Source organism: Bradyrhizobium huanghuaihaiense (assembly GCF_007830635.1).
GTDB classification, from domain to species: domain Bacteria; phylum Pseudomonadota; class Alphaproteobacteria; order Rhizobiales; family Xanthobacteraceae; genus Bradyrhizobium; species Bradyrhizobium huanghuaihaiense.
Genome location: NZ_VLLA01000023.1, coordinates 66,812 through 89,687 on the forward strand (window position 1 = coordinate 66,812; position 22,876 = coordinate 89,687).

General features: G+C 65.3%; 20 protein-coding genes. 11 read left to right on the top strand and 9 right to left on the bottom strand.

Going from position 1 to position 22,876, the window contains the following annotated elements; genetic code table 11:
* Positions 1-113: 113 nt before the first annotated feature.
* On the bottom strand, positions 114-1,391 hold the full coding sequence (locus IQ16_RS34390) for a flavin-dependent oxidoreductase (protein ID WP_018648821.1): 1,278 nt from the start codon (positions 1,389-1,391) through the stop codon (positions 114-116).
* Positions 1,392-1,519: 128 nt separating this feature from the next.
* On the opposite strand from IQ16_RS34390, the gene IQ16_RS34395 reads away from it, so the two are divergent.
* Positions 1,520-2,140 carry a glutathione S-transferase family protein gene (locus tag IQ16_RS34395; RefSeq protein ID WP_026312977.1) on the top strand — a complete coding sequence of 207 codons (621 nt, stop codon included), beginning with the start codon at positions 1,520-1,522 and terminating at the stop codon, positions 2,138-2,140.
* A 118-nt stretch (positions 2,141-2,258) separates the two neighbouring features.
* On the opposite strand, the gene IQ16_RS34400 is transcribed toward IQ16_RS34395, so the two are convergent.
* A complete protein-coding gene (locus IQ16_RS34400) occupies positions 2,259-3,176 on the bottom strand; it encodes a LysR family transcriptional regulator (RefSeq protein WP_018648819.1) in 918 nt (305 codons plus the stop codon).
* Between the two features lie 91 nt (positions 3,177-3,267).
* Here IQ16_RS34400 and IQ16_RS34405 point away from each other — a divergent pair, with 91 nt between their 5' ends.
* The 4 genes from IQ16_RS34405 (at position 3,268) to IQ16_RS34420 (ending at position 8,628) form a co-directional block, all read left to right on the top strand.
* The gene (locus tag IQ16_RS34405) at positions 3,268-3,711 is read left to right on the top strand and encodes a nuclear transport factor 2 family protein (protein ID WP_018648818.1); all 444 of its coding nucleotides are present in this window, start codon (positions 3,268-3,270) and stop codon (positions 3,709-3,711) included.
* A 5-nt stretch (positions 3,712-3,716) separates the two neighbouring features.
* Positions 3,717-3,932 (top strand): DUF1127 domain-containing protein, encoded by a 216-nt coding sequence (locus IQ16_RS34410; protein WP_018648817.1) that lies wholly within the window; start codon positions 3,717-3,719, stop codon positions 3,930-3,932.
* 374 nt (positions 3,933-4,306) lie between these two features.
* The gene (locus tag IQ16_RS34415) at positions 4,307-6,316 is read left to right on the top strand and encodes a HAMP domain-containing methyl-accepting chemotaxis protein (protein WP_026312976.1); all 2,010 of its coding nucleotides are present in this window, start codon (positions 4,307-4,309) and stop codon (positions 6,314-6,316) included.
* Positions 6,317-6,618: 302 nt separating this feature from the next.
* Entirely contained in the window at positions 6,619-8,628 is a 2,010-nt protein-coding gene (locus IQ16_RS34420) for a HAMP domain-containing methyl-accepting chemotaxis protein (RefSeq protein WP_020608177.1), read from the top strand.
* 52 nt (positions 8,629-8,680) lie between these two features.
* On the opposite strand, the gene IQ16_RS34425 is transcribed toward IQ16_RS34420, so the two are convergent.
* The 3 genes from IQ16_RS34425 to IQ16_RS34435 form a co-directional block, all read right to left on the bottom strand.
* A complete protein-coding gene (locus IQ16_RS34425) occupies positions 8,681-9,367 on the bottom strand; it encodes a glutathione S-transferase family protein (protein WP_018648814.1) in 687 nt (228 codons plus the stop codon).
* 131 nt (positions 9,368-9,498) lie between these two features.
* Positions 9,499-9,825 (bottom strand): hypothetical protein, encoded by a 327-nt coding sequence (locus IQ16_RS34430; protein ID WP_018648813.1) that lies wholly within the window; start codon positions 9,823-9,825, stop codon positions 9,499-9,501.
* Between the two features lie 175 nt (positions 9,826-10,000).
* Entirely contained in the window at positions 10,001-11,131 is a 1,131-nt protein-coding gene (locus tag IQ16_RS34435; RefSeq protein WP_018648812.1) for a site-specific DNA-methyltransferase, read from the bottom strand.
* 415 nt (positions 11,132-11,546) lie between these two features.
* Here IQ16_RS34435 and ypfJ point away from each other — a divergent pair, with 415 nt between their 5' ends.
* Together ypfJ and moaB are read left to right on the top strand one after the other, a co-directional pair.
* Positions 11,547-12,497 (top strand): KPN_02809 family neutral zinc metallopeptidase, encoded by a 951-nt coding sequence (gene ypfJ, locus IQ16_RS34440; protein WP_018648811.1) that lies wholly within the window; start codon positions 11,547-11,549, stop codon positions 12,495-12,497.
* Positions 12,498-12,657: 160 nt separating this feature from the next.
* Positions 12,658-13,221 (top strand): molybdenum cofactor biosynthesis protein B, encoded by a 564-nt coding sequence (gene moaB / locus IQ16_RS34445; protein ID WP_018648810.1) that lies wholly within the window; start codon positions 12,658-12,660, stop codon positions 13,219-13,221.
* A 236-nt stretch (positions 13,222-13,457) separates the two neighbouring features.
* Here the strand turns inward: moaB and IQ16_RS34450 are convergent, their stop codons facing one another.
* Together IQ16_RS34450 and IQ16_RS34455 are read right to left on the bottom strand one after the other, a co-directional pair.
* Positions 13,458-14,387: a bifunctional helix-turn-helix transcriptional regulator/GNAT family N-acetyltransferase gene (locus IQ16_RS34450; RefSeq protein ID WP_145832010.1), complete on the bottom strand. Its 930-nt coding sequence runs from the start codon at positions 14,385-14,387 to the stop codon at positions 13,458-13,460.
* Positions 14,388-14,462: 75 nt separating this feature from the next.
* Positions 14,463-15,038, bottom strand: a complete 576-nt coding sequence (locus IQ16_RS34455) for a glycosyltransferase family protein (RefSeq protein WP_018648808.1) — start codon at positions 15,036-15,038, stop codon at positions 14,463-14,465.
* Between the two features lie 329 nt (positions 15,039-15,367).
* Between IQ16_RS34455 and IQ16_RS34460 the strand changes: the two genes are divergently transcribed.
* Positions 15,368-16,207, top strand: a complete 840-nt coding sequence (locus tag IQ16_RS34460; protein ID WP_018648807.1) for an RMD1 family protein — start codon at positions 15,368-15,370, stop codon at positions 16,205-16,207.
* A 224-nt stretch (positions 16,208-16,431) separates the two neighbouring features.
* On the opposite strand, the gene IQ16_RS34465 is transcribed toward IQ16_RS34460, so the two are convergent.
* Together IQ16_RS34465 and IQ16_RS34470 are read right to left on the bottom strand one after the other, a co-directional pair.
* A complete protein-coding gene (locus IQ16_RS34465; protein WP_018648806.1) occupies positions 16,432-17,616 on the bottom strand; it encodes an acetate/propionate family kinase in 1,185 nt (394 codons plus the stop codon).
* A gap of 4 nt (positions 17,617-17,620) precedes the next feature.
* Entirely contained in the window at positions 17,621-20,008 is a 2,388-nt protein-coding gene (locus IQ16_RS34470) for a phosphoketolase family protein (protein WP_035668682.1), read from the bottom strand.
* A gap of 209 nt (positions 20,009-20,217) precedes the next feature.
* On the opposite strand from IQ16_RS34470, the gene IQ16_RS34475 reads away from it, so the two are divergent.
* From IQ16_RS34475 to rnhB, 3 genes are all read left to right on the top strand, one after another.
* Positions 20,218-21,381 carry a PA0069 family radical SAM protein gene (locus IQ16_RS34475; RefSeq protein ID WP_018648804.1) on the top strand — a complete coding sequence of 388 codons (1,164 nt, stop codon included), beginning with the start codon at positions 20,218-20,220 and terminating at the stop codon, positions 21,379-21,381.
* A gap of 39 nt (positions 21,382-21,420) precedes the next feature.
* Complete coding sequence (locus tag IQ16_RS34480; RefSeq protein ID WP_018648803.1) at positions 21,421-21,876, top strand: VOC family protein; 456 nt, start codon at positions 21,421-21,423, stop codon at positions 21,874-21,876.
* Between the two features lie 77 nt (positions 21,877-21,953).
* Positions 21,954-22,802 carry a ribonuclease HII gene (gene rnhB / locus IQ16_RS34485; RefSeq protein WP_026312975.1) on the top strand — a complete coding sequence of 283 codons (849 nt, stop codon included), beginning with the start codon at positions 21,954-21,956 and terminating at the stop codon, positions 22,800-22,802.
* The last annotated feature ends 74 nt before the right edge of the window (positions 22,803-22,876 follow it).

Consider the following 22,876-nt stretch of genomic DNA (forward strand, 5'->3'; position numbering starts at 1 on the left):
CGCGCATACGATTGTCGTGAGACCTGTACCCCCTCGCCCGGATCGCAAGAGCGATCCGACATCTCCCCGCAAGCGGGGAGAGGTGAAGAGCAGTCCGCGTCTGAGTGGCTAACTCACACCTTCGCGCGCGCATCCCTGCTCACGATCGGCGGCTTCGCGTTCAGCGCCTCGACCTGGAATCCCGCGACGCGCTTGTAGTTCGCGGCGATATTCTCGAGCTCCTGTTGCGACAGCACGTCGGTGACCATCTTGTAGCCGTCCGGCGCGCGCTCCTCGACGAGCTGCATCACCTGCTCCGGGCCGTTCTTGCGATTGAGCAGCACGAGGTCGGTGGTCGCGGGCCTGCGCTCGGCTTCATAGGCGAGCAAGGCCGCTTGCGTCGGGCCGTGCGCCAGGATCTCGCGGGTAATGGTTCGTGCATCGAGGATCGCCTGCGAGGCGCCGTTCGAGCCGATCGGATACATCGGATGCGCGGCATCGCCCATCAGCGTGACGCGGCCGAAGGTCCATTGCGACACCGGATCGCGGTCGACCAGCGGATATTCATAGGCGTGCGGGCAGTTCCTGATGAGGCCGGGCACGTCGAGCCAGTCGAACTGCCAGCTCTCGAACCAGGGCAGGAACTCTTCGAGCCGCGCGGTGCGGTTATAGTCCTCGCGCCGCCACTGATAGGTCGGCGGCATGTGGCGCTCGGCGACCCAGTTGATCAGGTGGTTGCCTGCCGCATCCGGCTCCTTCGAGATCGGATAGCAGACGAATTTCAGGATCTCGTGCCCGGCCATGATCATGGTGCGGCCGGTCAGGAAGGCCTTTGCCGGCGTGACGCCGCGCCAGAGGATACGGCCGTTCCAGATCGGCGGGCCTTCGTTCGGATAGAGCTTTTCTCGTGCGGCGGAATGGATGCCGTCGGCGGCGATCAGGATCGCGCCTTCGTAGGTCCCTGCGGCCTTGCCGGTCGCCTTGTCGATGAAGTCGGCGCGGACGCCGTTCGCCGTTTCGGTCCATCTGGTCAGATGATGGCTGGTCAGGATGTTGTCGCCGCCGAGCCGCTCGACCGCGGTGTCAAGCAGGATCTGCTGCAGCGTGCCGCGATGGATCGAGAATTGCGGCCATTTATAGCCGGCCTCCAGCCCGCGCGGCTCGCTCCAGATCGGCTTGCCGTGCTTGGAGAAATAGGCGAGCTCGCGCGTGCGCACGCCGCTGGCATCCAGCTTGTCCATCAGACCGAGCTCGATCAGCTCGCGCACCGCATGCGGCAGCACGTTGATGCCGACGCCGAGCGGCTTCAGTTCCGCGACGCTCTCGAACACTTTTACGGGAACGCCGATTTGATGCAGGCTGAGCGCAAGCGTCAGCCCGCCGATGCCGCCACCGGCGATGAGTACCGTCATGACAAGACCCCTCCAATTGCAGGCGTCTTGGCACAGGCGGGCGGATGTGGGCAACTGCGAAGAGAAGGGCGTGCTATGGACCTGGGTGCCGGCAGCGGGTATTTTCCAATTTTCCCATGAGGTCCGACATGCTCAAGCTCTACTACGCCACCGGCACCTGCGCGCTCGCCACCTACATGACCCTGGAGGAGGCCGGCGCCGACTACACCGCCGAACGGCTGAGCTTCAAGGACAACCAGCAGAACAGCCCGGACTATCTCGCCATCAATCCGAAGGGCCGGGTGCCGGCCCTGGTGACCGACCGCGGCGTCCTGACCGAGACGCCGGCGATGCTGGCCTATATCGCGCAGACCTTCCCGAAGACCAAGCTCGCGCCGCTGGACGATCCCTTCGACTTCGCCCAGGTGCAGTCGTTCAACTCCTATCTCTGCTCGACCGTGCATATCAACCACGCCCACAAGATGCGCGGCGCGCGCTGGGCGACGGAGGAGAGCTCGTTTGCCGACATGAAGGCGATGGTGCCGAAGACCATGGCCGCCTGCTTCAAGCTGATCGAGCAGAAGATGTTCAAAGGCCCCTGGGTGATGGGCGATCAGTTCACGATCTGCGATCCCTATCTCCACACACTCTCGAACTGGCTCGAAGGCGACAGCGTCGACATCAACGCCACGCCCAAGATCGCGGAGCATTTCAAGCGCATGTCGGATCGCCCGGCGATACGCAAGGTGATGGACGCGCAGAAGGCGTAATAGCCCGGCTCTTGTAGGATGGGCAAAGGCGCGGCAGCGCCGTGCCCACGTTCTTTCTAGACAACGGCGGGATGGTGGGCACGCTTCGCTTTGCCCACCCTACGGGAGCTAATCCGCCTTACGACGCCCTCCGCTTCTCCAACCCCCGTCCCGTCTCCAGCATCAGCCGCCGCAGCCAGATCGAGCCCGGGTCCATCTGCGCCCGCGTCGGATGGAACATGAACTGCTCGTCGATCCCGGGATCGAGCGGCGGCGTCACCGTGACGAGCCCGAGCTGCTTCGACAGCGCCGCGATCAGCCGGCGCGGCACGAAGGCGACGAGGTCGGTGCGGGCGGCGACATGCAGCGCCTCGAGATAGCCTGGCACGACCAGCGAGATGTGCCGTTCGATGCCTTTGGCGTGCAGCCAGGTGTCGATCAGATCCTCGGGCTGGCCGCGAATGATCACGCCGACATGGCGCGCGGCCAGGAACGTCTCGTGCCGTTTCAGCTTCGCGGCCATCGGATGGCCGCGCCGCACCGCCAGCGCGTCGCTGTCGGTGTAGAGCAGCTGGCGGTGAAACCCCTTGAAGGCATTGCCGATCGAGATCACGAGGTCGATGGTACGGGCGAACTCGGCGTGGAAGATCGCAGGTCCCCGCCACGGCACAACGTCGATGCGGACATTGGGCGCAAGACGTGTCACTTTCTCCATCAGCGGCGGCATCAGCAGTTCGACCGCGAGATCCGGCATCATCAGGCGAAACTGCCGCTCGCTGCGCGCGGCGTCGAAGTCCTCAGGCACGAACAGCCCGCGGACCTGGTCGAGCGCCTGCGCCAGCGGCGCGCGCAGGGCCTGCGCCCGCGGCGTCAGCTCCATCCGCGCGCCGGTCCGTACCAGCAGCGGATCGCCGAAGATGTCGCGCAGGCGTTGCAGTGCGTGGCTCGTCGCCGGCTGTGACAGGCCGATCCTCATGGCCGCGCGGCTGACATTGGCCTCGCGCAGCAGCGCGTCCAGTGCGGTCAACAGATTGAGGTCAAGCGAATTCAAATTCATCAGGCGAATAGATATCATATTCTCTATCGATTTGAAGAATGCCGATCGCCCGACGATGATCTCTGCGTTGCCATGACAAGGAGATGCCGCCATGAGTGCGAGCGCCAACAAGAAACTGATGCAGGATATCTTTGCCGCCGCCGCAAACCCCGATCCGGCCGCGCGCGACCGCGCCCTGTTCACCGCAAGCCTTGCCGACGATGCCAGATGGGTCGTGACCGGCCAGTATTCCTGGTCGCGCACCTTCACCGGCAAGGAGGCGATCCTCAACGACCTGCACGGCTACGTGCGCACCCGCCTGCGCGGCCGGACGCGCACCGTGGCTCACCGCTTCATCGCCGATGGCGACATCGTCGTGGTGGAGGCCAAGGGCGACAACGTCACGCCCGAGGGCGTGCGTTACGACAACGACTATTGCCTGGTGTTCCAACTCGAGGACGGCAAGATCAGGGAGATCCGCGAGTATTGCGACTCGGTGCTGACCGAGAAGGCGCTCGGTCTGTTTCCGCAGGCACCGGTGAGGGCCGCGAGCTGAGCGGATTGGACGACGTCGCGTCCACCGGCCGATCCCGTCCGTTACAGCCGGTGGTGTTCGTGCGGCTTTGGCGGGCGCTGGTGGATCTCATGCGTATCAGGCGGGAGCGGTCCCGGGCCCGATGCCAGCTCGAGGCCATGACCGAACGGGAGCTGCAGGACTGCGGCATGACCCGGTCGGAGATTGCCTACGAGCTGCATAAGCCCCACCGCGGAAAATGAAGAGCGGACCGGCCATGGAAAGCGTGTGCCGGTCCCGGTCGGGGCCCCCTGCACGTTGGAGACCGCACCGGGCAGAGTGACGCAGGCAACCGCCGAACCAACGCCCTTTGGGGGGGGGCCGATGCGACGATCTGCCCGCGGCTGCAGGGCCATGCGCCAAAGCCCTGCGCAACTGCCGATAAAATCAGCAGATTTTGTATGAGCCCGGGCGCGCTGACGCGAAAAATCAGAAGGTTCAATTAACGAGTGTCCCCCATTGTGTCGCGGTGCAGCGTGGGTCGCAAGGACGTGACGCGCGGCTGCCAGGGTGGCCGACGACGATCCTCGGACGGATTCGGCCGCTCGAAGTCGCATGCATCTGGTGGACAGTGGGAATGCCGAAATTTCGTTTGCGGATCAGGGGACGCCTGTACGCAGGCTTCATGGCCCTGGTGGCGGTTGGTCTCGTGATGGCAGTGGTCGCCGTCTGGAATTTGCGGGCCGTGCAGGATCAGGTCGCAAAGCAATCGGCGCTATCGGACAGCACCGCGCGGGTGCTGGAGATATCGACTCACCTCCAGGCGATCCAGCGGGCCAATCTGCGCTACATCTACGACGCCAGCGAGCCTGCGATGAAGGAGGCTCAAGAACGGGAAGCCGCGGCGACCGAGCTGTTGAAGGTCGGGGCGCAAGGGACGGCCTCCGAGGAGCGGCGCAAGCTTTACGAAGATCTCATCACCGACATCGCCAGGATGCGGAGCCTGCGTGACAATCTCGGGGACGCCGTCAACGAGGCGCGAACCGGCAAGGCGACGCTGCTGCCGAGTGGTGACGAATTGACCGTCAAGATGGGCAAGCTGGTCGATGTGGCCCGCGCGGCCGTCGATGAGGACACCGCGGCGCTCGTCGCGGACCTCGAATCCAGGCTCCTTCAGGTTCAGATCGCCAACTGGCGTTTCCTGGCGCTGCGCGACACCAAGGGCCCCGCCAACTTCAGGACCAATGTGGACAGGGCGATGCAGCGCCTCTCGGCGCTCGAAAAGAGCCCGCAGGCGACGGAGCTGCGGACCACGCTCGCCCCGGTGAAGACCTCGCTCGGCATCTACAAATCCGCGTTCGAGACGACCTCCGCCGCGATGCTCCAGGCCGATGAGATCTACCACAAGAACCTCGCCCCGCTCATCGTCGAGAGCATCGGCAAGCTCAAGGTCGCGGAAACCACGTTGAAGAAGGACTACAAGGCGTCGCGCTTCGCCGCCGAAGCCGTGATCGAGGGCACGACATCGGTGCAGATGATCGCGGGCGGCCTCGCCGTCCTGTTCGGATTGATCGTCGCCTTCCTGATCGCCCGCAGCATCGTCGGTCCATTGACCTCGATGACGCGCGCGATGGGGCTGCTTGCCGGCGGCAACCTCGCGGTCGAGATTCCCGGCCGCGGCAAGACCGACGAGATCGGCGACATGGCCAAGGCAATCGCGGTGTTCAAGGACAACATGGTCGACACCGAGCGCCTGCGTCACGAGCAGACCGAGATCGAGGCGCGGCAGGCCGAGAGCCGCAAGGCTGACATGGTCAGGCTCGCCGACCAGTTCGAGCAGGCGGTCGGCGAGATCGTGAACACCGTGTCGTCGGCCTCGAACGAGCTCGAAGCCTCTGCCGGGACGCTGACAGCGACCGCCTCGCGCGCCCAGGATATCTCCACCGAGGTGGCGTCCGCTTCCCAGGAAGCCACGGCCAATGTGCAGGCCGTTGCCTCCGCGACCGAGCAGCTGTCCTCGTCAGTCTCCGAGATCGCCCGCCAGGTGCAGGAATCGGCCCGCATCGCCAGCGAAGCCGTAGGCCAAGCGAGCCGGACCAACGAGCGCGTCGGCGAGCTGTCCAAGGCTGCTGCGCGCATCGGCGACGTGGTCGAGCTGATCAACACCATCGCGGGCCAGACCAATCTCCTTGCGCTGAACGCGACCATCGAGGCCGCGCGCGCCGGCGAAGCCGGCCGCGGCTTCGCCGTGGTCGCCTCCGAGGTGAAAGCGCTGGCCGAGCAGACCGCGAAGGCGACCGGTGAGATCGGCCAGCAGATCTCCAGCATCCAGGCCGCCACCGAGCAGTCGGTCGGCTCGATCAGGGAAATCAGCGGCACCATCGAGCGGCTGTCGGAGATCTCGTCGACGGTCGCCGCCGCCGTGGAGCAGCAGGGCGCAGCGACGCAGGAGATCTCCCGCAACGTCCAGCAGGCCGCCCACGGCACCCAGCGCGTCTCGACCAATATCGGCGACGTGCAGCGCGGCGCGTCCGAGACCGGCTCGGCCTCCTCGCAGGTGCTCTCTGCGGCGCGCTCGCTGTCGGCGGACAGCAACCGGCTGAAGCAGGAAGTCGCGAACTTCCTGAACTCGGTGCACGCCGCCTGACGTCTCAAAGGCAAAGGTCCACGCGCATGCGCGTGGACCTGAAGCGATGCTGTGGCTTGATCAGGCCGCCAATGCTGTGCCGCCAGTGCCCAACTCTTGTTCATCCGAGCAGACGACGGGGATGCCTTCGTCGGCTTCTCCGTATTCGACACCGGTAAAATACAGCCTCAATTAACACTTGTTCCGCACTGTACGGCGGTGCAGCCCGATTCCTTGCGGACGTGGTTTGCAACGAAGCGTCGTTGCAATCGCGAGAACGTCGTCGGCTGCTTGTCTTTTCTTCCTGCTATGGGTGGACAGTGATGCCGAGCTTGGGTTTGGGAATTCGGGGGCGTCTGTACGCCGGATTTTCGGTTCTCGTGGTCCTTGGCCTGGTGATGGCCGCGGTCGCGGTCTGGAATCTGTGGGCCGTGCAGGGCCAGATGACGCGTCTGTCGGCCCTCTCGGACAACGCGGCCCGCGTTCAGGAAATCTCGATCCAGCTCCAGGCGCTGCGGCGCGCCAATCTGCGCTACATCTATGACGCCAACGAGCCGGCCTTCAAGGAAGCCGCGGAGCGGGAAACTGCGACGGTCGAGCTGTTGAAGGCCGCGGCCAAATCGACCATCTCCGAGGAACGGCTCAAGATCTATAACGGCCTCACCAGCGACATGGAAAAGTTGAAGTCCCTGCGCGAGCGTATGGGCGGTGCCGTCAATGAGACCACCAAGGGCAAAGCCGTTCTGCTCGCCGGAGGCGACGAGCTGACCGCCAACACCGGCAAGCTGGTCGATGCCGCGCGTGAAACCGGCGATACCAGCGTGAGCGCTCCCGTCGCCGATCTCGAATCCAAGATCCTGCTGGTTCGTGTCGCAAACTGGCGTTTCCTCGCCGTCCGGGACGCAAAGGGGCCGGCGACATTCAGGACCAATGTCGATCGGGCGCAGCAAGCGCTCAAGTCACTGGAGGGCGCCGGTCTGCCGGACGAGGTCAAGGCCGGGTTCGGGCCGATCAAGAGCTCGCTTTCGGCCTACAGGGCGGCCTTCGAGACGACCTCCGCCGCAATCCTCAAGGCCGATGAGATCTACCGCAACGATATCGCGCCCCTGATCAGCGACAGCGTCGACAGGCTCAAGGTGGCGGAGACCGGACTGAAGGCCGACTACCAGAAGTCGCGTGCGGCCGCTGATGGCGTCATTGCCAACACGACCTGGATTCAGGAAGTCGCCGGCGGTCTTGCCGTTCTGTTCGGCGGCCTCGTCGCCTTCCTGATCGCCCGCAGCATCGTCGGTCCGTTGACCTCGATGACGCGCGCGATGGGGCTGCTGGCCGGCGGCGATCTCAAGGTCGAGATCCCCGGTCGTGGAAACCGAGACGAGATCGGTGACATGGCCAAGGCGATCGAGGTGTTCAAGGACAACATGGTCGAGACCGAGCGTCTGCGCCACGAGCAGGTCGAGATCGAGGCCCGGCAGGCCGAGAGCCGCAAGGCTGACATGAGAAACCTGGCCAACCAGTTCGAACGCGCGGTCGGCGAGATCGTGAACACCGTGTCGTCGGCCTCGAACGAGCTCGAAGCCTCCGCCGGCACGCTGACCACGACTGCAGCGCACGCCCAGGATCTGTCGACGGAGGTCGCGAGCGCCTCGCAGGAAGCTTCGGCGAATGTGCAGGCCGTCGCCTCCGCGACCGAAGAGCTCTCGTCCTCGGTCTCCGAGATCGCCCGCCAGGTGCAGGAATCCGCCCGCATCGCCAGCGAAGCCGTAGGTCAGGCGAGCCGGACCAACGAGCGCGTCGGCGAGCTGTCCAAGGCTGCTGCGCGCATCGGCGACGTGGTCGAGCTGATCAACACCATCGCGGGCCAGACCAACCTCCTCGCGCTGAATGCGACCATCGAGGCCGCGCGCGCCGGCGAAGCCGGCCGCGGCTTTGCCGTGGTGGCCTCCGAGGTGAAAGCGCTGGCCGAGCAGACCGCGAAGGCGACCGGTGAGATCGGCCAGCAGATTTCCAGCATCCAGGCCGCCACCGAGCAATCGGTCGGCTCGATCAGGGAAATCAGCGGCACCATCGAGCGGCTGTCGGAGATCTCGTCGACGGTCGCGGCCGCCGTGGAGCAGCAGGGCGCAGCGACGCAGGAGATCTCCCGCAACGTCCAGCAGGCCGCGCATGGCACCCAGCGCGTCTCGACCAATATCGGCGACGTGCAGCGCGGCGCGTCCGAGACCGGCTCGGCTTCTTCGCAGGTGCTCTCGGCGGCGCGCTCGCTGTCGGCGGACAGCAACCGGCTGAAGCAGGAAGTCGCCAAATTCCTGAGCTCGGTCCACGCCGCCTAAAAGCAAAAGGCCACGCGCATGCGCGTGGCCTTCAAATCGCGGCGAGGTCTGATCAGGCGACCTTGGTCGTCATGTGCTTGAACATGTTGGCGCGCGCCTCGTCGTCCATCTCGGCCTTGAAGGTGAACTTGTCCTTCAACGCGATCGCGCGTACGGCCGCGGGCCGCGCCGAGATCTCGTCCACCAGCCGCTTCACGTTCGGGTAGCGCGCAAAGGCGTCGTCGCCGAGCTTGAACGGCACCATCCGCGCCCAGCCCCACAGCGCCATGTCGACGATCGAATAGCTGTCGCCGATCATGTAGCTGCGGCCTTTGAGGTGACCGTCGAGAATCTTGTAGTGGCGATCGGTCTCGTACTGGTAGCGGTTATGGGCGTAGTCGTGGTTCTGGTCCTTCGGCGCGAAATGCTTGAAGTGCACGGCCTGGCCCGAATACGGCCCGACGCCGGTGGCGATGAACATCAGCCATGACAGCGTCTCGCCGCGCAACGACGCGGCGGGCAGGAACTTGCCGGTCTTCTCGGCGAGATAGAGCAGGATGGCGTTCGAGTCGAACACGATGGTGCCGCCATCGTCGATCGCCGGCACCTTGCCGTTCGGATTGATCTTGAGGAATTCCGGCGTGAACTGCTCGCCCTTGCGGGTGTCGATCTTCACCGGCTCGAAAGGCAGGCCGGACTCTTCGAGATAAAGCGCCACCTTGGTCGGGTTCGGCGAGCCGTTGAAATAGAATTTGAGCATCCGTCATCTCCCCAGTGTTCGTTGGCCGAGCGCGAGCGCGGCGTCATTGCCGCTGTGCCCTTCTCTTGCCTGAACCGCGTCGGAGAGAGCAACCGGCGAGTTTGCCGGGCGGTATCTGCGCGCCACGCAGATCAGCCGGCGTAACAAAGGCCGATCGCCGCCGTAAGGATCATCGCCGCGCCGACCGCTTCCAGGCGCAGCCCGAGCCGCGCGGCGAGATGCATGTCGGAGGCGCGCGCCGCGCGCTCCGATCCCCGCGCATAGCCGTGGACGATGACGTCGTGATTGAAATTGTCGTGCGCCTCGTTGCTGCTGGCGAGCCCGACGCAGACCACGAGCACGCCGAACAGCGCGAGGCCGAAAAACCCGAGCAGGGCGATCAGGAACATCGGAAACATGCCGAGCAGGAAGATCGGCAGCAGCGGCACCAGCAGCAATGTCTCGGACTGTCGTCGCATGGGGCCCAACCGGTCAGGACGGGGCTGATCGGGCGAATCTAGTCCTGGCGGGGGCGGCATTCAAGACGCCGTAGGGTGGGCAAAGCGAAGCGTGCCCACCAAATCTGTATCCCCGGGAGAGATGGTGGGCACGGCGCAAGGGCGCCTTTGCCCACCCTACGAGAGCGGAGGAAAATTACTCCGCCGCCATGCCGGCGCGGATCTCCGCGCGGAGCTCGTCGATCAGCTTGAGACCTTTCTTGGTCTCGACATGCCAGAAGGTCCAGCCGTTGCAGGCCTGGGCGCCTTGTGCGACGGCGCCGATGCGGTGGATCGAGCCGACCTTGTCGCCGAGCATGATGGCGCCGTCGGCACGGACCAGCGCGCCGAGCTTTTTCTTGGCGTCGAACAGCTTCGTGCCGGGCATGATCATGCCGCGCTCGATCAGCTCGGAGAACGCGACGCGCGGGGCTTCGCGCGCGGTCATGAACGGCGCGAGACTTTCCTCCGGCAACGGCTCGACCGCCGCGATGCGGGCTTCTGCCGCTTTCGCATAGGTCTTGTCGCGCTCGAAGCCGATATAGGAGCGGCCGAGGCGCTTGGCGACGGCGCCGGTGGTGCCGGTTCCGTTGAAGGGGTCGATCACGAGGTCGCCGGGCTTGGACGAGGACAGCAGCACGCGCGCGAGCAGGCCTTCCGGCTTCTGCGTCGGATGCACTTTCTTGCCGTCGGCGCCCTTGAGGCGCTCCTCGCCGGTGCAGAGCGGGATCAGCCAGTCGGAACGTGCCTGCACGTCCTCGTTGGCGGCTTTCAGCGCCTCGTAGTTGAACGTGTAACCCTTGGCCTTTTCGTCGCGCGCGGCCCAGATCATGGTTTCGTGCGCGTTGGTGAAGCGGCGGCCGCGGAAATTCGGCATCGGATTGGTCTTGCGCCAGACGATGTCGTTCAGGAGCCAGAAGCCGAGGTCCTGCATGATCGCGCCGACGCGGAAGATGTTGTGATAGGAGCCGATCACCCAGATCGTCGCCGACGGCTTCATCGCGCGGCGCGCGGCAAGCAGCCAGGCGCGGGTGAAATCGTCGTAGGCGGAGAATGAATCGAACTTGTCCCAGTCGTCGTTGACGGCGTCGACATGGGATTCGTCGGGGCGCTTGAGATCGCCCTTGAGCTGAAGATTGTAGGGCGGATCTGCGAACACCAGATCGACGCTGCCTGCCTGAAGCTTCGACATCTCGGCGACGCAATCGCCGAGGATGATACGATGCGACGGAGACTCAAAGTTTGTGCGGGGCGCCCTTGCAGACGCCCCGCGACGCGACTCTACCATGACTCAAGAACTCTGACTCAGGCGACGCTGTCGGCGACGCGGGACCAAACAACCGACTGACCGTTACATTGAAGCGGCAAAGTAAAAATCGACTTAACCCGCTGCTTTTGTGAGCAGGCCGCGCGTCGTGCGTCGCGTGCCGTCGTCTGTTTGCATTCGCCGTGTTTTACAGCGTATTTCGCGGTTCTTCGCGTTGCGGGAGCGGCCACGGCGCCAGAAAGACTGCAAATTTCTCTCGGAAAAAATTGCACGTTCCCCGGAAAAAATTGCTGGCAGGCGCATGCTGTCGCACTAGGCAATTTTTGCCGAGCGCGATATTGATAAAGGCAACGGAAATTTTACGTATGTGGCGCGTTGAGCTTTCGCGCTTCTGCGCCCAAATGATGCCAATCGAGGATTTAAGGGAAAGCCCGCCATGCGCTACGATGATTTCCGCCGGAGCGACGATGTCGAGGATCGTCGCGACGAGGGTGGCGGTGGATTCGGCGGCGGCGGAGGCGGCGGGTTCGGCCTGCCGATGGGCGGCGGCGGGCTCGGCATCGGCACCATCATCGTGCTCGGCCTGATCGGCTATGCCTTCGGCATCGACCCGCGCATCCTGATCGGCGGCGCCGAGATCCTCACCGGCGGCGGCCAGGCGCCGAGCTACCAGACCGATCGCCAGTCGTCCTCGACTTCGGCCAAGCGCGGCGCGCCGACCGACGAGGTGGGCAGCATGATCGCCGGCATCCTCGGCGAGATCGACGATCGCTGGAGCGAGATCTTCCAGGCCAGCGGCCAGAACTATACCGGGCCGAAGGTCGTGCTGTTCCGCAATGCCACCAATGGCGGCCGCTGCGGCATGGCGCAGTCGGCGATGGGCCCGTTCTATTGCCCGCCGGATCGCACCATCTTCCTCGACACCGCCTTCTTCCGTGAGGTCGAGACCCGCTTCCGCGGCTGCTCCGGCAAGTCGGCGTGCAATTTCACCACCGCCTACATCATCGCGCATGAGGCCGGCCACCACATCCAGAATCTGCTCGGCATCATCCCGCGCGTGACGCGGCTGCAGCAGCAGGCCGGCAGCAAGGCCGAAGCGAATGCGCTCCAGGTCAAGGTCGAGTTGCAGGCGGATTGTCTCTCCGGCGTCTGGGTCAACCGCGAGGCGAAGAAGCGTCCGAACTTCCTGGAAGCAGGGGACATCGACGCCGCGCTGACCACGGCGAGCGCGATCGGCGACGACACGTTGCAGCGCCAGGCCACGGGCCGCGTCGTGCCCGACTCCTTCACCCACGGCTCGGCCGCGCAGCGCAAGCAATGGTTCATGACCGGCTACCAGCAGGGCACGGTCCAGGCCTGCAACACCTTCGGCGGCGGTGCGTTGTAGGCACGAGTTTGTGCCCCGGACGCAGCGCAGCGCTTCTTCAGCGGTGCGCTGCAGAGCCGGGGCCCACAATGCCGGTCTCCCAAGCCTCTGAAATGGGTCCCGGCTCTGCGGAGCAGCGCTGAGGCGCTGCACCGCGTCCGGGACACGAGAGGAAAGCGCAATGGCCTCGATCGACGAATCCAAACAGTTCATCCCGCTCAACATCGCGGTGCTCACCGTGTCCGACACGCGCGCGCTTGCGGATGACAAGTCCGGCCAGACGCTGGCGGACCGCCTCACCGGCGCGGGCCATCATCTCGCCGCGCGCGAGATCGTCACCGACGATGTCGAGGCGATCCGCGCCGTGATCCGTCGCTGGATTGCCGATAGCGGTGTCGACGTCGTCGTCACCACCGGCGGCACCGGCTTCACCGGCCGCGACGTCACGCCGGAAGCGATCGAGCCGCTGTTCGAGAAACGCATGGACGGTTTCTCGATCGCGTTTCACATGCTGAGCCACGCCAAGATCGGGACGTCGACGATCCAGAGCCGCGCCACCGCGGGCGTTGCGGGCGCGACCTACATCTTCTGCCTGCCGGGCTCGCCCGGTGCCTGCCGCGACGGCTGGGACGGCATCTTGGCCGCACAGCTCGACTACCGCACGCGCCCCTGCAATTTCGTCGAGATCATGCCGCGCCTGGACGAGCATCTGCGAAGACCGAAGGCGCAGGGCGCGACGGTGTAGCTACGCGCGCTGGTGCGCGGGCATCATTCGTAAGCCAGGCATAAGGTATCGTAGGGTGGGCAAAGCGACTTGTCCGCCGTAGCTCGAAGAGCGAAGGCGGAAGCGTGCCCACCAATTTTACCGTAAAGCTGGATTGGTGGGCACGGCGCTGGCGCGCCTTTGCCCACCCTACGATATCAGGCTCGCGGAGAGATACCCCTCACCCAAGCGAGGTTGTGTCTGACGGCGTCGCGCAGCTAGAGATCCCGCTCCCACGTCTCGCCGACGAGATCCGCACCAAAACTGTGGTGCTTCTCTTCCTTCACCAGCTTGAAGCCGGTGCTTTTGTAGATGCCGCGCGCGGCGACCAGGATGCTCTGCGTCCACAGCGTCATCTTGCTGTAGCCCCGCTCGCGGGCGCCCTGGATGCATTGCTCGACCAGCGCGCGGCCGACACCGAGTCCGCGCGCCTTCTTCTCCACCTGCAACAGGCGGAGCTTGGCGATCTCGTCCGTGGCCTTGACCAGAAAGATCGAGCCGACCGGCTCGCCACCGACTTCCGCGATCCAGCAGTGCTCGCGCGCGGCGTCGTAGTTCCTGATGAACTGCGCACAGATCTCGGCGACCAGCGCCTCGTAGCTAATGTCCCAGTTGTAATCGGCGGCATAGGCGGCGCCCTGCCGGGAGATGACCCAGCCCATGTCGCCGACGCGATGGCTGCGCAGCACGACGGAAGCGGGCCGGCTTCGCCGTTGCTCCAGCACGGCCTCGATGGTCGCCATGGCCTGCGTGAGCTGCGTTGCATCGTCGGCTGAAAGCTGGGCCAGCATTGCGGCAACCTCGTTTTGCGAGCTCAGGTTCAGCTTGGCGAAGGTCTGGCGGCCCTTGGCGGTCAGGCTGAGCTGGTATTGCCGGCGATCTGCGGGCAGGGGCTTGCGCGTGATCAGCCCCTTTTCGTCAAAGCTCTGGACGATGCGGCTGAGATAGCCGGGATCGAGACCAAGCTCGATTCCGATCTCCTTTGCCGCAAGGTCGTCGCGATGCGCGAGCTCGTAGAGCACTCGGGCCTCGCTGAGCGAAAACGGGGTTTTTCCAAGGTGCTGGTCGAGCACGCCGAGCTTGCGGGTATAGAAGCGGTTGAAGGCGCGGACCGCTGCGATGGGGTCTTCGGTACCGTTAAATGACATGGCTCACCTCGATGCTTGCCATTGTCAAATAATTATTTGACTTTGGCAAGTATCAAGGGCGCGGAGCGACTGGCCTCAGCCGACCATGACGATCCGGCTGCGCAGCATGGTCCGGGACGAGCGGCCGAGCCGCCGCAGCAGCCGTGCCTCGGAACGGCGGGCCTGGGGCGGATAGCCGCCGATCCGGTCGTAATGATCACGCGCGATCAAAAGGCCCTGATCGCCGAACGGACCGACCAGCTTGCGTGCCACGGCCCGAAGGACGTCGCGCAACCCGGTATCGGCGTAAGGTGTACGTGCATAGCGGAACACCGCCGCCCGGTCCCGGCCGCTGGTTGCGACGCTCTGGATGAATTGGGTGGTCTCCTCGATCCAGCCGGTTTCCAGCACCGCGCCTGCGGGGAGGAACATCAGCCAGGGCGAACGAGCCTGAAGCGCGCCGGCGGCGAGCGCCGCGCCCTGCGAGGACCCCTCGATGCCGACGAAACGGCAGCCTGCGACGTCGGCAACGCGCTCGATGACGCCGTTGCGGGTGCCGTCGACCAGCAGGACTTCCCGGATGATGCCGGCGGCGGCACCGGGGACCAGCGCGGCCAGGGTTGCGACCGTCGTCTGCTCGACGCCTTCGGTCGGAATGATGACGCTCAGCATGATTGAGGCTTCAGTGTCCGCGCTTCGGGAGAAGCGCAATTCGTTATGATATTGTCATAAACACGCGGCATTGCCGAGTGCAACTTTTCGACGGGACTTCGCCGTTCGATGGTAAACTGCCAGAGCCATCGCATCCAAATATGTCTCCTGCGGGGTGGCAATGTTGCCGAATATTTCGGCGCGAATTCGCGGTGACGGTATTACTCCGGAGTTTCGCTGCGATCCTTGCGCAGCATGCGGGCCACCGCGATCCTGCATGCGGAGGATGCGCGCGGACCGACACCGGGGAATGGGAAGCTTGCAATCCACGGTGCTGACGAGGGCCTTGCATGAACGCCGATCAACTCGCCGTTAGCGCGCCGACAACATCGCCCAGGCCGGACGCCGCGCCGAGCTTGCGGATCCGGGCGCTGATGCTGGGGGACCGCATCAATGCGTCCGGCCTCGAGATCGGCACGCTGGTGTCATCGACGCCGGCCGCCTTCCGCGTTCACGCCGGCCTCGCGGTGATCTTCCGCTACGGCGTCGTGGTGCTGATCGGCCTCTTGCCTTCGGAGGAGAAGGTGCTGATCGACAGCCTGAAGTCGCGCGTGATCGGCGAGTTCAGTCCCTATGAAGAGGAGATCGCGCAGGCCCAGCTCTGCAAGGATGAAAACCGCGAGGCGATCCAGCCGGGCGGGCCGATCTGCCTCTCCAAATTCTCCGACGACCGGCTGCTTCTGGTCGCGGACGCGCTCGCCAAAAGCACGTCGCTGGCCCGCGACGAGCGGCGGGTCGCCGCGGTGTTCGACGTGATCGAGCCGTTCGCGCGCGAGCTCGCCGAGTTCGGCCGCACGCCGCGCCGCCGCAAGGGCATTTTGCAACTGATCGGCAACGCGCTTCTCGTCCAGCAGCGCGTCGCCGGCCGCGTTGCGGTGGCCGAGAAGCCCGACGTGCTCTGGGAGAAGCCCGAGCTCGACCGGCTCTATGCCCGCCTCGAGGACGAGTACGAGCTGAAGGAGCGTCTCGACACGCTCGAGCGCAAGCTCACCGCCGTCTCCGAGACCGCCAACGCGCTCACCGACATCATCGACACCCAGCGCTCGCTTCGCCTCGAGATCGCGGTGGTGGTGCTGATCGTGATCGAGGTCGTGATCGGCTGCGTCCAGATCCTGTCGGGCACGCATTAGCAGCAAGCCCGCGAGCGAGCTGCGCGTTACTGTGCCCTCTCCCCTTGCGGGAGAGGGCAGCAGCGCTGGTGGACGCGGGCTCACTTGGGTGAGGGGTATCTCTCCGCATACTCTTTTGCAAACGTGTGCGCGGACAGAACCCCTCATCCGGCGCTTCGCGCCACCTTCTCCCACAAGGGGTCCGGAGCTGCCGACGCATTTCATCATGAACGATGCGCTGGAGCTCACATCGCTCGGAGCACCGCTGCGCAATGCCGCGCGATCATCAGCTCCTCATTCGTCGGAATGACGAGCACTTCAATAGCACTGTCGTCACCGTTGATCCGCTCGCGCGCTGCGGCATTCGCAGCTGCATCGATGTGCACGCCGAGCCACGCCAGGCGCTCGCCGATCGCGCCGCGGATCTCGCCGGCATGCTCGCCGATGCCGCCGGTGAAGACCAGGCACTCCAACCCGCCGAGCGTGGTCGCCATCATCGCGATCGCCTGCGCCGCGCGGAAGATGAAGAGATCGACCGCTTCGCGCGCCGCTGGCTCGCGGCTGGCGAGCAGCGTGCGCATGTCCGCGGAGAGCCCGGAGACGCCGAGCAGGCCGGACTGGTGATAGAGCAGGTGCTGGACCTCCTCGACCGCCATCCCCTCGTGCTGTTGCAGATAGAGCAGCACGCCGGGATCGATGGTGCCGCAGCGCGTGCCCATCACGAGGCCATCGAGCGGCGTCAGTCCCATCGTGGTGTCCACGCTGCGGCCGTCGCGAAGAGCACACAGGCTTGCTCCGTTACCGAGATGCGCGATGACGGTGCGTTTGGCTGCAAGCTCCGGTGCGATCTCGGCAAGACGGCCCGCGACATATTCGAAGGACAGGCCGTGAAAGCCGTAGCGCCTGATGCCGCGCGCCTCGAAACGCCCGGGAATGGCGAAGCGGCTCGCCGGCGGCTTCAGGTCGTGGTGAAAGCCGGTGTCGAAACCGGCGATCTGTATCAGCGCGGGCTGGATCGCCGAGATGGCATGGACCGGCGCAAGGCACCGCGGCTGGTGCAGCGGCGCCAGCGGCGTCAACGCCTCCAGCTTCGCGGTGACGTCGTCCGTCAGGACGAGCGGACCCGAATAATTCGGACCGCCATGAACGATGCGGTGACCGACCGCGCGCAAGCAGCCTTGGCCGAACCGGTCCTCGATGAAGGCGAGCACCTCGGCGAACAGATGACCGCCGTCGGCACCCGCGCCTGCTCGCTGCTTGTCGAACAGGGTATTGCCTGCGGCGTCTCTCACGACGAGCCGCGGCTTGTCCTCGTGCTCGTCGAGCAGGCCCTTGCAGAGCAGGACCGGCTCGGCCGCGATATCGAACAGGCCGAACTTGATGCTCGACGAGCCCGAATTGAGGACCAGAACCGCCTCGGGCGCCGGCATGACGTCACCCCGCCTTGGCCGGCCAGACCCACTCGCGGACCTCTGGCATGTCCTCGCCGTGCTCGCGCACGTAACGCGAATGCTCGATCAGCCTGTCGCGGAATTGCTGCTTCACCTGCGCGGCCCTGGTCGCCAGATCAGGTACGCGTTCGATGGCCTCGATGGCGAGGTGATAGCGGTCGAGCTCGTTGAGCACGACCATGTCGAACGGCGTCGTCGTGGTGCCTTCCTCGGCAAAGCCGCGCACATGCAGGCCGGCATGGTTGGTGCGGTTATAGGTGAGACGGTGGATCAGGTAGGGATAGCCGTGGTAGGCGAAGATGACGGGCTTGTCGCGCGTGAACAGGCTGTCGAAGTCGCGGTTGGACAGGCCGTGCGGATGCTGCTCCCTGGGCTGCAGCGTCATGAGGTCGACGACGTTGACGACGCGGATCTTCAGATCCGGCAGCGCCTTGCGCAGGAGATCGACGGCGGCGAGCGTCTCCAGCGTCGGCACGTCGCCAGCGCAGGCCATCACCACGTCGGGCTCGGTGTTCGTGTCCTCGTTGCCGGCCCAGGTCCAGATGCCGATGCCGGCATCACAATGCGTCGCGGCCTCCTGCATCGACAGCCATTGCGGCCCCGGTTGCTTGCCGGCGACGATGACGTTGATGCGGTTGTAGGTGCGCAGGCAGTGGTCGGCGATCCACAGCAGCGTGTTGGCATCCGGCGGAAAATAGATGCGGACGATGTCGGCCTTCTTGTTGGCGACGAGATCGACGAAGCCGGGATCCTGATGGCTGAAGCCGTTGTGATCCTGGCGCCACACATGCGAGGTCAAGAGGTAGTTCAGCGAGGCGATCGGACGCCGCCATGGCAGATGCCGCGTCACCTTCAGCCATTTGGCGTGCTGGTTGAACATGGAATCCACGATGTGGATGAAGGCCTCGTAGCAGGAGAAGAAGCCGTGGCGTCCGGTCAGCAGGTAGCCCTCGAGCCAGCCCTGGCAGAGATGCTCGCTCAGCACCTCCATCACACGCCCGTTCTGCGCGAGATGCACGTCGTAAGGTTCGGTCGGCTCCATCCAGACGCGTTCGGTCGCCTCGAAGACCGCATCCAGCCGGTTTGATGCGGTCTCGTCCGGGCCCATGATGCGGAAGTTGCGCTCTTGCGCGTTCAGGCGAATGACGTCGCGCAGGAATTTGCCGAGCTCGCGCGTCGCTTCTCCAACGACGCCGCCAGGCTGCGACACGTCCACGGCAAAGCTGCGGAAGTCCGGCAGCTTCAGCTCCTTCTTGAGGAGACCGCCATTGGCATGCGGATTGGCGCCCATGCGCCTGTTACCTTCAGGGGCGAGCGCCTGCAGTTCGGGGACGAGCGCGCCGCTCGCGTCGAACAGTTTGTCCGGCTCGTAGCTGCGCATCCAGGCTTCAAGGATCTTCAGATGCGCCGGATTCTCGCGGCAGCTTGCAACGGGCACCTGATGGGCGCGCCAAAAATCCTCGACCTTCTTGCCGTCGACCTCCTTCGGGCCCGTCCAGCCCTTCGGGCTGCGCAGCACGATCATCGGCCAGCGCGGACGCTCGACCGTCTTGCGTCCGTCGCGAGCGTGTTGCTGGATCGAGCGGATGCTGGCGAATGCGACGTCGAGCGCGTCCGCCATGGCCTGGTGCATCAGTTTGGGATCGCCACCCTCGACGAACAGCGGCTCGTGGCCGAGGCCGCGGAACAGATCGCGGATCTCGCTGTCGGGCATCCGTCCAAGCACGGTCGGGTTGGCGATCTTGTAGCCGTTGAGATGCAGGATCGGCAGCACCGCGCCGTCATGGGCAGGGCTCAGGAACTTGTTGGAGTGCCAGGACGCCGCGAGCGGACCGGTTTCGGCTTCACCGTCCCCGACGACGCAGGCGACGACCAAATCAGGATTGTCGAACGCCGCGCCATAGGCGTGCACCAGCGCATAGCCGAGCTCGCCGCCCTCGTGGATCGAGCCGGGGGTCTCAGGGGCGGCGTGGCTCGGAATGCCGCCGGGGAAGGAGAACTGCTTGAACAGCTTGCGCAATCCGTCCGCATTGCGCGCGATATCGGGATAGATCTCGCTGTAGCTGCCTTCGAGATAGGTGTTGGCGACCATGCCCGGACCGCCATGGCCGGGGCCGCAGACATAGAGCACGTTGAGATCGAGCGCGCGGATGACGCGGTTGAGATGGGCATAGATGAAGTTCAAGCCGGGCGTCGTGCCCCAATGGCCGAGCAGACGCGGCTTGATGTGCTCGGCCCGCAGGGGCTCGCGCAGCAGCGGGTTTTCGAGCAGGTAGATTTGCCCGACCGAGAGGTAGTTGGCAGCGCGCCAATAGCGATCGAGGAGATCGAGGTCGCCGCTCGCGGCGGCCGTTTTTTGCTGGATTGTCATGTTCCTGCCGACCTTCACACAGCGATCGTCACCAACCCGGTTCCGGCGCGATCGATCCGTCGGTCATGAAACGGGATGGCCGCGACGCCGGTGTTGCGAGAGGTCAAAGGCGGGCGCGCGAAGTTTGGGCAGCTCTACTGTGCATGGGTTGTTTTCGGGTTTTTTGTTTGCGTTCTTGATTTGTTCCTTTGGCGTGTTATCTTGGCTGCATGAGTCCAGCATCTTCTTCTGCTCTCAAGCACCCGCCGGTCACGGCGCCCTCCGAGCCGGCGGGTGCGCCTTCTGACTTTCCTGAGCTGGCGGTCGCCATCGACCGCCAGCGCAGGCGAGGTCGGGGTGCCCAGTCCAACGCCAGCGGCCGCTATGAGGCCGAGGCGCGCGTCGCCTTCGACGACGGCTGGCAGAGCCTTGAGGATTTGCCGCCGTTCAAGACGACGGTGGCGGTGGACGCCTCACGCAAGGTGATCACCCGCAACGACTCCCCCGATATCGGCTTCGACCGCTCCATCAATCCCTATCGCGGCTGCGAGCATGGCTGTGTCTATTGCTTCGCGCGGCCGACCCATGCCTATCTCGGCCTGTCGCCGGGGCTCGACTTCGAGTCGAAACTGTTCGTGAAGCCCGAGGCGCCGGCGCTGCTGGAAAAGGAGCTCGCCGCCCCCGGCTACGAGCCGCGGATGATCGCGATCGGCACCAACACCGATCCCTACCAGCCGATCGAGCGCGAGCGCAAAATCATGCGCGGCATTCTGGAGGTGCTGGAGCGCGCCGGGCATCCCGTCGGCATCGTCACCAAGTCGGCGCTGGTCGTGCGCGACATCGACATTCTCCAGCGCATGGCCAAGCGCAACCTCGCCAAGGTCGCGATATCCGTGACCTCGCTCGATCCGAAGCTGGCGCGGACCATGGAGCCGCGCGCCTCGACGCCGCCGAAGCGGCTGGAGGCGCTGAAGCAGCTCTCGGAGGCCGGCATTCCCACCACCGTGATGGTTGCGCCTGTCATTCCCGCGCTGAACGATGCCGAGATCGAGCGCATCCTCGATGCCGCCGCCCATGCCGGCGTCAAGGAAGCCTCCTACGTGCTGCTGCGGCTGCCGCTGGAGGTGCGCGATCTCTTCCGCGAATGGCTGATGGCGAACTACCCGGACCGCTATCGCCACGTCTTCACGCTGATCCGCGACATGCGCGGCGGCCGCGACTACGACGCGAAATGGGGCGAGCGGATGAAGGGCACCGGACCGATGGCCTGGACCATCGGCCGCCGCTTCGAGATCGCCTGCGACAGGCTCGCCCTCAACAAACGCCGCTCCAAGCTGACCACGGATCACTTCGCGCGGCCGAAGCGGAACGGCGAGCAGCTCAGCCTGTTCTGACCGGACAAGTTCTAATCGGGAAAGTGGAAGAGGCGTCGCATGAGCAAGGAAGTTCCGGCTCCGATCCCGCGGCTCACCGTCATCACGCTCGGTGTCAGCGACATCCGTGCCAGTATCGTCTTCTACGACGCGCTCGGCTTTTCGCGCCGGCTGAAGGCGACCGGCGAGGCCGTAGCGTTCTATGACACCGGCGGTCCGGTGCTCGCGCTGTTTCCCTGGGACCTGCTCGCAGCGGACGCATCCCTGCCAGATGAGCCGAGACCAACGACCTTCCACGGCACCACGCTCGCCTGGAACTGCCGCACGCGCGATGAGGTCGATGCGGTGCTGGCTTTCGCCGTCGGCAAGGGAGCAAGGCTGCTGAAGGCTGCATGCGAGACCGATTATGGCGGCTATCGCGGCTATTTCGCCGATCCGGACGGTCATGCCTGGGAGGCCGTGGTGGCGCCCGGCATCGAGGTCGGCGAGGACCGGCGGGTGCATCTGGCGGAGTAGGGCGGCCGACCTGAATAACGGGAATTATCCGGGGTTCCCGGTTGCGCCGGCGAGGCCGCTTGCGCACGATCCCGGCCATGATTCGAGACAAGTCCGCCAGGAAGCCGGCCAAGGGCGTGCCGAAAGAGGATGCTGCGAAGAAGGCCGCGCCTGCCAAGGCCGCCAAGCTTGCCGACGTCAAAGCTCCCACCGGCAAGAAAGGCATCATCGCGATTACGCCGCCGAGCTTTCGCCGCGAGCGCGCGCTGATCAAGCGTGGCGTCTGGCCGGTCGCGGGCTGCGACGAGGCCGGCCGCGGACCGCTGGCGGGACCCGTGGTGGCGGCCGCGGTGATTCTCGACCCCGACCGCATCCCGCGCGGCATCGATGATTCCAAGCGCCTGACCGCCGAGGAGCGCGAAAGACTGTTCGACAAGATCTGCGCCACTGCGCAGGTCTCGGTGGTCGTCGCCTCACGCGCCCGGATCGACCGCGACAACATCCTGCGCGCCTCGCTGTGGGCGCTGAAGCGTGCCGTGGTGGCACTGCCCGAGGCGCCCCGCCATGTCTTCGTCGACGGCCGCGACCGCCTCGACACGGCTTGCGACTGCGAGGCCGTGATCGGCGGCGACGGCATCGTGCTGTCGATCGCGGCGGCCTCGATCGTCGCCAAGGTGACGCGCGACCGGCTGATGTGCGCGCTGGCGCAGGACTGCCCGGGCTACGGTTTCGAGCAGCACAAGGGCTACGCCGTCCCCGAGCACCTCGACGCGCTCGACCGCCTCGGCCCCACCGTCCATCACCGCAGCTTCTTCGCCCCTGTCGCCGCCGCCCGGGCCAAGCACATGCCCTGGACCGTGGAGCCGGTGCGGGATCTGTTCGAGGTCACCGAGGTCGAGGTGCAGGCGGATGCGGGCGTTGAAATTGATGCTTCTGCCGGCCTCTAGGGCAGACGGTCGTTGCCACAAAGCGTGACGCCCCTTATCAAAGTATACGTGAGCGAATAGGGCCGGCTGGACGG

Coding starts and splice junctions, on each gene's coding strand:
- IQ16_RS34390 (WP_018648821.1), bottom strand. CDS start 1,391: ATGACGGTACTCATCGCCGGTGGCGGCATCGGCGGGCTGACGCTTGCG.
- IQ16_RS34450 (WP_145832010.1), bottom strand. CDS start 14,387: ATGTCATTTAACGGTACCGAAGACCCCATCGCAGCGGTCCGCGCCTTC.
- IQ16_RS34415 (WP_026312976.1), top strand. CDS start 4,307: ATGCCGAAATTTCGTTTGCGGATCAGGGGACGCCTGTACGCAGGCTTC.
- ypfJ (WP_018648811.1), top strand. CDS start 11,547: ATGCGCTACGATGATTTCCGCCGGAGCGACGATGTCGAGGATCGTCGC.
- IQ16_RS34400 (WP_018648819.1), bottom strand. CDS start 3,176: ATGAATTTGAATTCGCTTGACCTCAATCTGTTGACCGCACTGGACGCG.
- IQ16_RS34470 (WP_035668682.1), bottom strand. CDS start 20,008: ATGACAATCCAGCAAAAAACGGCCGCCGCGAGCGGCGACCTCGATCTC.
- moaB (WP_018648810.1), top strand. CDS start 12,658: ATGGCCTCGATCGACGAATCCAAACAGTTCATCCCGCTCAACATCGCG.
- IQ16_RS34465 (WP_018648806.1), bottom strand. CDS start 17,616: ATGCCGGCGCCCGAGGCGGTTCTGGTCCTCAATTCGGGCTCGTCGAGC.
- IQ16_RS34395 (WP_026312977.1), top strand. CDS start 1,520: ATGCTCAAGCTCTACTACGCCACCGGCACCTGCGCGCTCGCCACCTAC.
- IQ16_RS34420 (WP_020608177.1), top strand. CDS start 6,619: ATGCCGAGCTTGGGTTTGGGAATTCGGGGGCGTCTGTACGCCGGATTT.
- IQ16_RS34435 (WP_018648812.1), bottom strand. CDS start 11,131: ATGGTAGAGTCGCGTCGCGGGGCGTCTGCAAGGGCGCCCCGCACAAAC.
- IQ16_RS34455 (WP_018648808.1), bottom strand. CDS start 15,038: ATGCTGAGCGTCATCATTCCGACCGAAGGCGTCGAGCAGACGACGGTC.
- rnhB (WP_026312975.1), top strand. CDS start 21,954: ATGATTCGAGACAAGTCCGCCAGGAAGCCGGCCAAGGGCGTGCCGAAA.
- IQ16_RS34475 (WP_018648804.1), top strand. CDS start 20,218: ATGAGTCCAGCATCTTCTTCTGCTCTCAAGCACCCGCCGGTCACGGCG.
- IQ16_RS34480 (WP_018648803.1), top strand. CDS start 21,421: ATGAGCAAGGAAGTTCCGGCTCCGATCCCGCGGCTCACCGTCATCACG.
- IQ16_RS34405 (WP_018648818.1), top strand. CDS start 3,268: ATGAGTGCGAGCGCCAACAAGAAACTGATGCAGGATATCTTTGCCGCC.
- IQ16_RS34460 (WP_018648807.1), top strand. CDS start 15,368: ATGAACGCCGATCAACTCGCCGTTAGCGCGCCGACAACATCGCCCAGG.
- IQ16_RS34425 (WP_018648814.1), bottom strand. CDS start 9,367: ATGCTCAAATTCTATTTCAACGGCTCGCCGAACCCGACCAAGGTGGCG.
- IQ16_RS34430 (WP_018648813.1), bottom strand. CDS start 9,825: ATGCGACGACAGTCCGAGACATTGCTGCTGGTGCCGCTGCTGCCGATC.